We start from the raw sequence: 12,430 nt of genomic DNA, 5'->3' as shown, positions 1-12,430 counted from the left end.
AACTCAATCCTTGAGGTTGTCGGGGTTGAGCGGCGTCTTCAGCCAGGCCTTCGAGCTTTCGTCCAGCTTGCCGTCGGCCAGCATCTTGGCGATGGCGTCGTTGACCGCCTTCTTCAACCCGTCCTCGTTCTTGTTGAGGCCGATATGCGATGGCGAGGTCAGAAGCTGGAACTTCTGCTCCGGCTTCAGCGCATCCTGCTTGGCCAGCACCTGCGCGCCGACATCGTTGCCGACGACCATCAGCTGTGTCTGACCCGAGATGAAGGCCTGGATCACCGAATTGTAGTTGTCGAAGCGCTTGATGTCGGCCGAGGCGGGCGCGGCCTCGGTGAGCGAAGTGTCCTCGAGCGTGCCGCGATTGACGGCGATCGACTTGTCGGCAAGGTCTTCCTTGCCCTTGACCGTCATCGCAGCCGGACCGATCACCGCGATGTAATAGGGCGCGTAGGCGGCGGCGAAATCGATGACCTGCTCACGCTCCTTCGAGTAGCCGACGCTCATCAGGATGTCGACGCGATGGTCGTTCAGATAGGGGATGCGGTTCTGGCCGGTGACAGCGACCGGATTGAGCTTCACCTTGAGCGTGTCGGCGATGTATTGAGCCACATCCATGTCATAGCCCTTGAGGCTCATATCGGCGCTGGCCGAGGAGAAGGGCGGGAAGTCCGCGAAGACGCCGACATTGATGGTGCCGGCCTTGGTGATGTCAGCCAGCGCGTCGGCGTTGGCCGCCTGCGTGGCAATGCCAAGACCGGCAGCACCCAGCATCAGCGCGGCGGCGATGGATGATTTCAGTGTCGAGTGGATTGTCATTGTCATTCCCCTTCTGGAAGCTTTTTGATTGTTGGGTCAGCCGCCGGCTCCAGCGCGGCGGCCGCCTTTTCGTGAAGTCCGTCAGGCCCCCTTGCCCGTGATGGCCGGGCTGAACACCATCAGGCTCAGTATCTCGAACAGCACCTGGGCGCCGGCATGCGCCGTGTTGGTGGTGGCGTCATATTGCGGCGCCACCTCGACGACGTCGCCGCCGACGATGTTGAGGCCTTTGAGGCCGCGCAGCAGTTCAAGCACCTCGCGCGTCGTCAGCCCGCCGACTTCCGGCGTGCCGGTGCCCGGCGCGAAGGCCGGATCGACGCTATCGATGTCGAAGGAAACATAGGTCGGGCCGTCGCCGACGATCTTGCGGGCCTTTTCGATGATCGCGGGGATACCGAGCCCGGTCACCTCCTCGGCGTGGACCACGGTCATGCCGGACTCATAGGTGAACTCCCACAGATATTCGGCCGAGCCGCGGATGCCGATCTGGATGGTGCGCGTCGGATCCAGCACGCCGTCGAGCACCGCGTTGCGGAACGGCCCGCCGTGGTGGAACTTGGTCATGTCGAACAGGCCACTGGTGTCGCAATGAGCGTCGATGTGGATCAGGCCGACCGGCGCCTTCTTGCCGACGGCCTTGAGGATCGGATGGCTGATCGAGTGGTCGCCGCCGACAGACAGCGGAATGACGCCGGCATCGACGATCTGGTTGGTGCGGCGCTCGATATCCTCATGGCTGATCTCCAGACGGTAGCGGCTGCGGAATGGCGTGTCGCCGATGTCGGCCACCCTCAACTCATGCGTGGGGGCGCATTCCAGCACGTGGTTGTAGGGGCCGATGCGCTCGATGGCGCGCAGCGCCCTCGGCCCGAAGCGCGAGCCCGGCCGGTTGGTGACGCCGAGGTCCATCGGCACGCCGATCATGGCCACCTGCAGGTCGCCGAAATCCGGGTTCTCCGCGGCGATTTCGCGGTAGGGCGCGGCGAGGAAGGTCGGGATGCCGGAATAGGGCGCCAGCCTGGTGCCGCTCTTGGAGAAGATCTTGTCGGCGACCTTGCGGAACTTGGGGTCGAACATTTCGCCGCCATGGCTCTCGCCATATTTGCGACGCAGCGCGTCAAGCTTGCCGCGATCGTAGCCCATATCGGTTCCTCCTCGATTGGTGCAGCTTGACCAGTGGTGACCTCAGGCGAATTGACCGCCGTCCGGCCGGGTCGCTTGTCCCGCTGGCTGCCTGCAGATTTCTCGTCTTGAAGTTGTTCAGGGCCGAAGTGTCCGGCAGCCGCATTGAAAAATCAATTGATATTGTTAGGGTGTTTTCTGTGAGAAAATCTCACAAACTGTCGAGTCCCTGATGGCCAAACGCCTGCCGCCCTTGAACCCACTGCGTGCCTTCGAGGCGACGGCGCGCCATGGCTCGCTCACCAAGGCGGCAAGTGAGCTGAACGTCACGCATGGCGCCATCAGCCACCAGATCAAGGCGCTGGAGCAGTCGCTCGGGGTCAAGCTGTTCGAGCGTGTCGGCCAGCGGGTCAAGTTGACGCCGCATGGCGCCGAACTTTTGCCGGCTGTATCGACCGCGTTCGACGGCATCGCCGCCGCCACGCAGCGGCTGACGCGCCCAGCCAGCAGCGGCGCGCTTTCGGTGTCCTGCGTGCCGGCATTGCTGCTTTTGTGGATGACACCGAGGCTCGGCAGCTTCACCGCGCAATATCCCGACATCCAGCTGACGCTCATTCCCTCCAACGACCCCAGGGATATAAGGGCGCCGCATATCGATGTCTGCGTCCACTATGGCAACGGCAGCTGGGCCGATTGCTGGATGCGCAAATGGTCGGGGCTGGAACTGTTTCCCGTGGTGAGCCCGACCTTGATCAACAACCGCCCGATCCGCAGCGTCAGGGATCTCGCCGACCATGTGTTCCTGCATGGCGACGACGGCCGCGAATGGCATACCTGGCTGGCGGCCGCCGATGCGCTGGACCTCGAGCGCGGCCGCCGCCATCATCTTGGCGATGCCCGCATGGCGACCGAGGCCGCGGTGCACGGCCATGGCGTGGCGCTGGGCGATTCCGTGACGGCAAGCGCGCTGCTGGCCAGGGGCATGCTGATCGCGCCGTTCAGCCTGTCGGTGCCAGCGGTCGATGAATTCTACATCGTCTGCCGCAACGAAATGCGCACGGCGCCGATCGTGCAGGTGTTCATCGACTGGCTGTTCGCCGAGAAGGCCGGGGATGACGGCCGTGCCGACGCTCCGGTCGCGGGCCGCATCATCAGCCGCCGCAAGCGTCCGCAGCTTAAGGTCATCGGCGCAAAGACCGCCGGCTGAGCATGGCCAGACGCAGGCAGTTCTTTTTGTCGGGCCAGCCTGAAAGCGGGCAGCGTTTTGGTCAATTCGATGCTATGAGGCCTCTCGCGGTTGTGGATTGCAGGCAGCGAAGGCGGCGTTGAAACATGGCTAAGACCGATATTGCGCGGCGCGTCTACAACCACACCTGGAAGCTCGATCCGATCGTGCGCAGTCTGCTCGACACGGATTTCTACAAGCTTCTGATGCTGCAGATGATCTGGGGCATGTACCCCAAGGTCGAGGCCACCTTCTCGCTGATCAACCGCACCACTTCGGTGCGGCTGGCCGACGATATCGATGAAGGCGAGCTGCGCGAACAACTCGACCATGCCCGCACCTTGCGCTTCTCCAAGAAGGAGATGATCTGGCTCGGCGGCAACAATTTCTATGGCCGCAAGCAGATATTCGAGCCGGAATTCCTGGCCTGGCTGGAAGGTTTCCGGCTGCCCGACTACGAACTGTCCAGGCGCGACGGGCAGTATGAGCTCTCCTTCAGCGGGCCGTGGATGTATACCACGCTGTGGGAAATCCCGGGGCTCGCCATCATCAACGAGCTGCGATCCCGCGCGGCGATGCGGGCCTTCGGGCCCTTCGCGCTCGATGTGCTCTATGCCCGCGCCAAGGCCAAGATGTGGGCCAAGACCGAACGACTGAAGGCACTGCCCGGCATCCGCATTTCCGACTTCGGCACGCGCCGGCGGCATTCCTTCCTTTGGCAGCGCTGGTGTGTCGAGGCGCTCAAGGAAGGTATCGGCGAGGCCTTCACCGGCACCTCCAACGTGCTGCTTGCGATGGACAACGACCTCGAAGCGCTCGGCACCAACGCACACGAATTGCCGATGGTGTTCGCGGCACTTGCCAATTCGGAGAAGGAGCTGAAACAGGCCCCCTACAAGGTGCTGCAGGACTGGCAGCGCTACTATGGCGGCAATCTGCTGATCGTGCTGCCCGACGCTTTCGGCACCGCCTCCTTCCTGCGCGACGCGCCGGACTGGGTGGCCGACTGGACCGGTTTTCGCCCCGACAGCGCCCCGCCAATCGAGGGCGGCGAAAAAATCCTGTCCTGGTGGCGCGAGAAGGGCAAGGATCCCAAGCAGAAACTGCTGATCTTCTCCGACGGCCTGGAGGTGGAAACGATCGAGGAAACCTACCGCCACTTCGAGGGCAAGGTGCGCATGTCCTTCGGCTGGGGCACCAACCTCACCAATGATTTCGAGGGCTGCGCGCCGACGGAGACCAACAGCCTGGACGCCATATCGCTGGTCTGCAAGGTCACCGAGGCCAATGGCCGGCCGGCGGTGAAGCTTTCCGACAATCCAGCCAAGGCGACCGGCGACGAGAAGGAGATCCAGCGGTATTTGCGGATTTTCGGCGAGAAGGACCGCGTGGAGCAACTGGTCAAGGTGTGAGTCGAGATCGGACTCATGGATAGTTCGAGCTCCTTCACGCCCCCCTCTGTCGTGGGGGAGTTGTCCGACAGGACAGAGGGGGGCGCCGTAGAGTGCCGTCATCACGGATTGGCCTGCGCCATCGCTCTTCTAGCCCTCCCCACTCCCGCCTTCGCCCATGCCTCCGACCGAGGCCACGTCCTGCTTCTCCCGACCGGCTACTACCTTGTCGGCGGCGCATTCGCCGTGGCCGTCAGCTTTCTCGTGCTGGCGCTGCTGCCGGCGGCTTCCATCGATCGTTTCTGGCGCCAGCGGCTGCCGCTTTTCACCTTCGGCGATACCGCCCGCACTTCCCTCAGCCTGATATCCTTTGCCGGCTTTGCAACTCTCATCGCCGCCGGCCTTTTCGGCAGCCGCGACCCGCTCTCCAATCCACTGCCGCTTGTGATCTGGACGCTGTTGTGGGCCGGCCTCACGCTGCTGCAAGGCGCTCTCGGCGACATCTGGTCATGGCTCAACCCTTGGTATGGACCGTGGCGCCTCGCCTCACGCCTGCGCGGCGCAAGCGATGAGGGGCTGTGGCGCCTTCCCCGATGGATCGGCTGCTGGCCGGCCGTCATACTGTTCTTCGCCTTTGCCTGGTTCGAGCTCATCGATCCGGCGCCTGACGACCCGGCACGGCTTGCCCTTGCCGCCGGCTTCTACTGGCTGCTCACCTTCCTTGCCATGCTGATGTTCGGCTATCGCGGCTGGAGCCGCAGCGGTGAGTTCCTGACCATCTTCTTCTCCATGGTGGCGCGTTTCGCGCCTGTCGAGCGCGACGAGAGAGGCCGGCTTGCGCTGTGCTGGCCAGGCGCCAAGCTGCTGGCGGCGGATCCGTTACCGCCCAGCGGCATCGCCTTCCTGCTGCTGACCTTGTCCTCGGTCTCCTTCGACGGCCTGTCGAAGACCTTCTTCTGGCTTGGCCTCTTCGGCATCAATCCGCTCGAATTCCCAGGCCGCACGGCGGTGATCGGCAGCGGCAGTCTCGGGCTCGTTCTGACATTCGTCCTGCTGGCGGCGGTGTTCCTTTTGGCCGTTGTGCTCGGCCAACGTCTTGCCGGCAGCGGACCGCCGCTCGCCCAGGCAGCCGGGCTGCTGGTCTGGTCGATCGTGCCGATCGCGCTCGCCTATCATGTCGCGCACTATATGACGGCGCTGCTGGTCGACGGCCAGTATGCGCTAGCCGCCCTGTCCGACCCGTTCGCGCTGGGCTGGAACCTGTTCGGCACCGCCGACATGCAGGTCGAGGCCGGCATCGTCGCCGGCGCGGCGTCCGCCTGGTGGCTGTGGAACATCCAGGCCGGTGCCATCATCCTTGGCCATGTGCTCGCCGTCCTCGTCGCCCACGGCTTCGCCTGGCGCCTGCATCCGCAGCCCGCCCGCGCCGCGCTCAGCCAGTTTCCGCTCACCCTGCTGATGATCGCCTACACGGTCTTCGGTCTCTGGCTGCTCGCCACCCCGACGGTCGGCTGAGGCATTTGCGCTGGAAAATAAACCGGGATTCCCTTAGGGAACCAGCATTGCCGTGTCCGGACTTTGGTGATTTAGTTTGTACACATGCAATTTTTCGACTTCCGGACATGAGCGGACTTTGCGCTCCTAACGCTGAACAAGGGGAACGGCATATGGACAAGAGCAAGACCTTCAACCTCCCGAAAACCGGTCTCACCCGCCGCACGGCGCTGAAGGGCCTGGCAGCGGGCGCGGGCCTCGCCATGGCGCCCGGCTTCGTCCGCTATTCCCAGGCGCAGAGTTCGGCGCCAATCAAGATCGGCTTCCAGTCGCACCGGACCGGCATCGGTGCCGCCTATGGCCGCTGGTATGAGAAGACCACCGCCGCCGCGGTGAAGGCGATCAACGCCGCCGGAGGCATCAATGGCCGTCAGGTCGAGGTCATCATCGAGGATGACGGCACCGATCCCGGCCGTGGCGCCGAGGTAGTCGGCAAGTTCGCCACGCAGCACAAGACCGACATCGTCTTCGGCACGCTGTTTTCGCATGTCGTCATCGGCTCGGCGCCCGCCGCCGGCGAAAACAAGATGCCCTATTTCGTCGTCAGCGAAGGCCACCACGTCGCTTCGACCAAGCTCAACCGCTACGTCTTCCAGCCCGGCATCACCGATGTGAAGAGCCAGATCCAGTCGATGGCGCCGTGGATCGCGGCCAATGCCGGCAAGAAGGTGACGCAGATCTTCCCCGATTTCGCTTTCGGCTACGATCATCGCGACTATCTGCCGCCGGCGCTGAAGGCGCAGGGCGCCGATGTCATTGCGCAGATCGCCATCCCGCCGACGGAATCGTCCTTCACCAAGTATTTCCCGCAGATCCCGGCCGAGACCGAGGTGATCTACCACGTGATGGTCGGTCCGGCGGTGCTCACCTTCGTCAAGGAACTCGGCGAGTTCTACGGCTCCAACCGGCCGCAGCTGTTCGGCTTCATCGATTCGCTCGAAGCCGTAGACATCAACAGCCCGGGGCTGGAATTCCTCGACGGCAGCCATTTCTGGGAAGGCTCGCCGCGCTATGCCCAGGCCGATGATACAGAGGCGCAGAAAGCCTATCGCGCCGCCGTCGGCATCGACGACAATGGCGCCGCCGTCGGCGACCCCAAGGATGTCTCCACCGCCGCGCACATGTTCGGCTGCTGGGAAACGCTCTACGTCGTCAAGAAGGCGATGGAGGATGCCGGCTACAAAGGGCCGGAAGACCGCGCCAAGCTGGTCGAGGCAACCGAGGCGCTGACCGCCTTCGCCGAAGGCCCGGAGCATCCGCAGGGGCCGAAGACCTTCAATGGCAAGATCCACCAGTGTTTTGGGATCCAGAACATCTCCAAGGTCGAAGGCGGCAAGCTGAAGGTCGTGCACAAGACCAAGATCGAGGACGGGCTCTACGAGGCCGAAGGGGATTATACGACGCAGGCGCTTTGAGGCGCCTTACCCTCCCCCCTTGTGGGGAGGGTCGGCGAATAGGGTTCGCGTTCTTGCGAAGCCTATGAGACGGGGTTGGGGTCGCGACGGCCCAAGCCCCACCCCCCCACCCGACCGCTTGGCGGTCACCCTCCCCACAAGGGGGAGGGTTAAGGGCGCCCTGAATGCACTTCGGACCCCATCTCCTCCTTGCCGCCCTCGAAGGCCTCGTCACCTCCGCCGTGCTGGCGCTGACGGCGCTTGGGCTGTCGCTGGTGTTCGGCGTGATGCGGGTGGTCAATGTCGCGCATGGCGAGTTCTTCATGCTGGGCGCGGTGCTCGCCTGGGCGATCTCCACGGCGATCGGCGGCCACCCGGCGCTCGGCTTCCTGGCGGCACTGGTGATTGCGCCGCTGATCGTCGGCACCATTGCCCTGATCGCCGAACAGCTGGTGCTGCGCCGGCTCAACTACAATCCGGAAGCCACCATCGTCGCCACCATCGGCATGCTCTACATCATCCAGCAGCTGGCGCTGACCTTCTATGGTCCGGAGGCGCGGCCGGTGGAGCCGCCGTTCAGCTACCGCATCCTTTTGCCGTGGTTCGGCTACTCCGGCTACAAACTGTCCATCATCGCAGCTTCCGCTCTTCTCTTGATCGCCACATGGCTGGTGCTGACACGCACCAAAATCGGCCTCATCATGCGCGCCACGCAGTATGACAGCGAGACGGCGCAAGCGTTCGGCATCCCGGTCGACCGTGTCTACGGTGGCGTCTTCGCGCTCGGCGCCATGCTGGCGGCGATCGCCGCGGTGCTGATCGTGCCGATCAGCCAGGCGCATTATCTGATGGGACAGGACCCGCTGCTGCTTTCCTTCATCGTCGTCATCATCGGCGGCCTCGGCTCGCTGCGCGGCACCGTCGTCGCCGCCGTGCTGATCGGCCTGTCCGATGGCATCATCTCGATGTTCTTCTCGCCGACCCTGGCCAAGATCATCGCCACGCTGCTGGTCGCCATGGTGCTGGTGTTCCGGCCGCAAGGCCTGTTCGGAACGGCATCGCGATGAGCGAAGCTTCGCCGGCAAAGGCCTATGCGCTGCATCTCGGCGTCATCATCCTGCTCTTCGTGCTGAGCTTCGTGCTGCCTGAGTACTATCACGGCCTTCTCGCCCGCATCATGGTGCTGGCGGTGTTCGCCATGGGCTACAACATGCTGTTCGGCTATGTCGGCCTGCTCAGCCTCGGCCATGCCATGTTCTTCGGCGCCGGGCTTTACGGCGCCGGCCTTGCCGTCATCCAGCTCGGCTGGGACGTGCCACTGGCCTTCCTCAGCGGGATTGCCTGCGGCGCGGTGCTGGCGCTGATGATCGGCCTTCTTGCACTGCGCACCACGGGCGTCGCCTTCATGATCGTCACCATGATGTTCGCGCAGGTCTTTTACCTCCTCATCCTCTACTTCGCGGCGTGGACCGGTGGCGACCAGGGCATGGTCGTGCCGCAGCCGGCGCGTGTCCTCACTTTCGGCGCGACCGCGCTTGACCTCACCAACCCGACCGTGCGCTATATGACGGCGCTGGCGCTGTTCTCGCTCGTGCTGCTGATCACGCTGGCCATCGTCCGCTCCCGCTATGGCCGGGTGTTGGTCGCCATCCGCGAGAACGAGGAACGCACGAAGATGCTCGGCTACGACACCTTCTCCAACAAGCTCGCGGCAGTCGTCGTCTCCGGCACTATCTGCGCCGCCTCGGGCGCTGCCTACGCGCTGCTGTTCGGCTATGTCGGATCGAGCTTCGCCTCGGTGCAATACTCGATCCTGCCGTTGCTGTGGGTGCTGCTCGGCGGCGGCGCCACCACGCTCGGGCCGCTGATCGGCACGGTCTTCATGTACTATGTCATCGACATCACCAGCGGCTACACCTCCGCCTATCTGCTGATCGTCGGCATCGCACTGATCCTGCTGGTGCTGTTTTTCCCCAAGGGCATTCTCGGCAGCATCCGTCAGCGCTGGCTCGGGTGGCTGCCATGACACCACTTTTGATCACCAAGGGCCTGTCGCGCAATTTCGGCGGCCTGCGCGCCGTCGACAATGTCGATTTCACCTTGATGCCGGGCGAGATCCGCGCCGTCATCGGCCCCAACGGCGCCGGCAAGACCACCTTCGTCAGCCTGGTCAGCGGCCGTATCCAGCCCTCTTCCGGCATGATCGTCTTCGACGGCGTCGACATCACCAGCCAGCCGGCCTACGTCCGGGTCCGCCAAGGCATCGCCTACACGTTCCAGATCACCAGCGTCTATGCCAACCTGTCCGTTTACGCCAACGTCGCGCTGCCCGCGCAACTGACACTGCGGCATGGCCCTTCCAAGAGCGCGATACAGGCCGCCGTCATGGCGGCGCTCGAACGCACCGGCCTTGCCGACCAAGCCGCCATGCCGGCCGGACAATTATCCTATGGCCATCAGCGCCTGCTGGAAGTGGCGATGGGCCTTGCACTGAAGCCGCGCCTGCTGATCCTCGACGAGCCGACGCAAGGGCTGGCCGACGGCGAGATCGACAATTTCATCACCCTGGTGCGCGAGATCGCCAAAAACGCCACCGTGCTGCTGATCGAACATAACATGCCTGTGGTCATGCATCTGGCCGGCCGCATCACCGTCTTCAACGCCGGCAAGATCCTGGCCGAAGGCACGCCGGAAGCGATCCGCGAGAACGCAGCGGTGCAGGAGGCCTATCTGGGGACCGCCCCATGACCGAAACGAACAAGGCGGAGACAAAGTCTGAAGCGCTGGTGATCTCGGGACTGGACTGCTTCTATGGGGAGGTCCAGGTGCTCTACGGTCTCGACCTCGTGCTGAACAAGGGCGAGGTGCTGTGCCTGTTCGGCCGCAACGGCGCCGGCAAGACGACGACGCTGAAGGCGATCATGGGACTGGTTCCGTCAAGCGCCGGCTCGATCAGGCTCGACGGCCGGGAATTGACCGGCCTGCCGGCGCATGAGGTGCCGAAGGCCGGCGTCGCCTATGTGCCGCAGGGCCGGCGGCTGTTCGCCGAGATGACGGTGGCGGAAAACATCGAGATCGGCCTGATGGCACGCAGCAAGGGCAAAGCCGTGCGCGAAAACGTGCTCGACCTCTTCCCGCTGCTGCGCCAGCGGTTGCGGCAACGGTCGGGCACCTTGTCGGGCGGTGAGCAGCAGATGCTGGCGATGGCGCGCGCGCTCTGCCTCGAGCCGCAGGTGCTCTTGCTCGACGAGCCGACCGAAGGTCTGATGCCGTCGATGATCGCCAAGATCCGCGAGACGGTTTCGACGCTGCGCGACATGGGTGTCTCGACCATCCTGGTCGAGCAGCGGGTCGACGCGGTGCTGTCGGTCGCCGACCGCGTCTCGTTCATCGAGAATGGCCGCAACCGCGAGACGGTCGATGTCGAGGAACTGCGTGCCGATCCATCGGCGGTCAGGCGCTATGTCGGCGTTGGTTGATCAGCCGAAAAACACAAAGCCCGCGATCAAGAAAGTCGGGATCAGCACCAGCCCGGACCACAGCATGTAGCCGAAGAAGCCCGGCATCCCGACGCCGCGCTGCCTGGCGATGGCATAGACCATGAAGTTGGGCGCATTGCCGATATAGGTGTTGGCGCCCATGAACACCGCACCCGCCGAGATCGCCGCAAGCGTCGAGGCGAATTCGGTCATCAGATGGCGTGGATCGCCGCCGGCAAGCTCGAAGAACACCAGGTAGGTCGGCGCATTGTCGAGGAAGGACGACAGCGCTCCGGTCAGCCAGAAATAGGCGAGGTCGTTGGGCGTGCCTTGCGCCGAGGTGACGAGCGCGACCAGCGGCGCCAGCGCGCCCTCATGGCCGGCTCTCAAAATGGCAATGACCGGCACGATGCAGATGAAGATGCCGGCAAACAGTTTTGCCACTTCCGCGATCGGTCCCCAGTTGAAGCCGTTCGCCTCGCGGTATTCCTTGCGCGAAACCGCCAGCGAGACGAAGGCGAGCGCCAGGATGACGCCGTCGCGCACCAGGTTCTGCAGTTCCAGCGTCACGCCTTGAATGGAGACGCTGATCTCAGGCTTCCATGTCGCCGACAGCAGGATGGCGCCGATGACCCCGGCCAGCAGCGGAATGTTTGGCAGGCCTCGAATGCGTATCTTCGAATCCGGTGTCGGGTCCTTGATCTTCGGCGCGCCTGCCTCGCGCCGGTGCAGGATGATGTCGATCGCCAGGAACGCCGCCAGCACCAGGCCGCCGACGAACAGCGTTTCCCGATAGAGGTTCGTGGTCGTCCAGAAGAAGTCGATGCCACGCAGGAAGCCAACGAACAGCGGCGGATCGCCGAGCGGCGTCAGCGAGCCGCCGATATTGGACACCAGGAAGATGAAGAAGACGACGACATGGGCATTGAACGGCCTGTTGTCGTTGGCGCGGATGATCGGCCGGATCAGGATCATCGAGGCGCCCGTCGTGCCTATGACCGAGGCGAGCAGCGCGCCGACCAGCAGCAGCCCGGCATTGACCAGCGGCGTGCCGTGGATGTTGCCGGCGACCAGAATGCCGCCCGAAATGGTGAACAGCGCAAACAGCAGGATGATGAAGGACATGTATTCGGTAAGCAGCGCATGCAGCACCGCCTCGGTCGCCGAAGGCAGACCGAAGGCAAGAGCCAAAGGCACCACCACAAATGCGGCCCAAAGCGCCGCGATCTTGCCGTAGTGGTGCTCCCAAACATGGTGGAACAGCAGCGGGCCGGTGGCAATCGACAGCAGCAGGCCGGCAAAGGGAAGTGCCCACCACAGCGACATCGAGGCGCCGGGCAACGCGTGTTCCTCGGCCGCTAAAGCCGCTTCCGGGAACAGCATCGCGACGGCGATGGCGGCACCCGTCATTGCGCCTGCGGTGATCCGCGAAAGGTCCCCCTGATGCCCCAC

Annotated in this window: 11 protein-coding genes; 8 read left to right on the top strand and 3 right to left on the bottom strand. The window is 64.0% G+C overall.

What is annotated here, in order from left to right; genetic code table 11:
• Positions 1 to 3 precede the first annotated feature (3 nt).
• Positions 4 to 813 (bottom strand): transporter substrate-binding domain-containing protein, encoded by an 810-nt coding sequence (locus tag AC1VON_RS05700; RefSeq protein ID WP_483120872.1) that lies wholly within the window; start codon positions 811 to 813, stop codon positions 4 to 6.
• 81 nt (positions 814 to 894) lie between these two features.
• Positions 895 to 1,956 (bottom strand): agmatinase, encoded by a 1,062-nt coding sequence (speB, locus tag AC1VON_RS05695; protein WP_172347542.1) that lies wholly within the window; start codon positions 1,954 to 1,956, stop codon positions 895 to 897.
• A gap of 211 nt (positions 1,957 to 2,167) precedes the next feature.
• Between speB and gcvA the strand changes: the two genes are divergently transcribed.
• The 8 genes from gcvA to AC1VON_RS05655 all read left to right on the top strand — a co-directional run bounded on the left by gcvA (position 2,168) and on the right by AC1VON_RS05655 (position 10,978).
• Positions 2,168 to 3,142: a transcriptional regulator GcvA gene (gcvA, locus tag AC1VON_RS05690; RefSeq protein WP_172347543.1), complete on the top strand. Its 975-nt coding sequence runs from the start codon at positions 2,168 to 2,170 to the stop codon at positions 3,140 to 3,142.
• A 125-nt stretch (positions 3,143 to 3,267) separates the two neighbouring features.
• Positions 3,268 to 4,572 carry a nicotinate phosphoribosyltransferase gene (gene pncB, locus AC1VON_RS05685; RefSeq protein ID WP_172347544.1) on the top strand — a complete coding sequence of 435 codons (1,305 nt, stop codon included), beginning with the start codon at positions 3,268 to 3,270 and terminating at the stop codon, positions 4,570 to 4,572.
• A 60-nt stretch (positions 4,573 to 4,632) separates the two neighbouring features.
• Entirely contained in the window at positions 4,633 to 6,066 is a 1,434-nt protein-coding gene (locus tag AC1VON_RS05680) for a hypothetical protein (RefSeq protein ID WP_172352794.1), read from the top strand.
• Positions 6,067 to 6,218: 152 nt separating this feature from the next.
• Entirely contained in the window at positions 6,219 to 7,520 is a 1,302-nt protein-coding gene (locus AC1VON_RS05675) for an ABC transporter substrate-binding protein (protein ID WP_172347545.1), read from the top strand.
• Between the two features lie 164 nt (positions 7,521 to 7,684).
• A complete protein-coding gene (locus AC1VON_RS05670) occupies positions 7,685 to 8,566 on the top strand; it encodes a branched-chain amino acid ABC transporter permease (protein ID WP_172347546.1) in 882 nt (293 codons plus the stop codon).
• On the top strand, positions 8,563 to 9,525 hold the full coding sequence (locus AC1VON_RS05665; protein ID WP_172347547.1) for a branched-chain amino acid ABC transporter permease: 963 nt from the start codon (positions 8,563 to 8,565) through the stop codon (positions 9,523 to 9,525). Before AC1VON_RS05670 ends, AC1VON_RS05665 begins: the two co-directional genes overlap by 4 nt.
• The gene (locus AC1VON_RS05660; protein WP_172347548.1) at positions 9,522 to 10,247 is read left to right on the top strand and encodes an ABC transporter ATP-binding protein; all 726 of its coding nucleotides are present in this window, start codon (positions 9,522 to 9,524) and stop codon (positions 10,245 to 10,247) included. The genes AC1VON_RS05665 and AC1VON_RS05660 overlap by 4 nt, the downstream gene beginning before the upstream one ends.
• On the top strand, positions 10,244 to 10,978 hold the full coding sequence (locus AC1VON_RS05655) for an ABC transporter ATP-binding protein (protein ID WP_172347549.1): 735 nt from the start codon (positions 10,244 to 10,246) through the stop codon (positions 10,976 to 10,978). Before AC1VON_RS05660 ends, AC1VON_RS05655 begins: the two co-directional genes overlap by 4 nt.
• Here AC1VON_RS05655 and AC1VON_RS05650 read toward each other — a convergent pair whose 3' ends face one another.
• On the bottom strand, positions 10,979 to 12,388 hold the full coding sequence (locus tag AC1VON_RS05650; protein ID WP_172347550.1) for a sodium:proton antiporter: 1,410 nt from the start codon (positions 12,386 to 12,388) through the stop codon (positions 10,979 to 10,981). It lies immediately after the preceding gene.
• Positions 12,389 to 12,430 lie beyond the last annotated feature (42 nt).

It is taken from the genome of Mesorhizobium sp. HAY1-8B, from assembly GCF_056868045.1.
The sequence above is the reverse complement of the archived record's forward strand: the minus strand, read 5'-3'. Positions and strand labels throughout refer to the sequence as shown.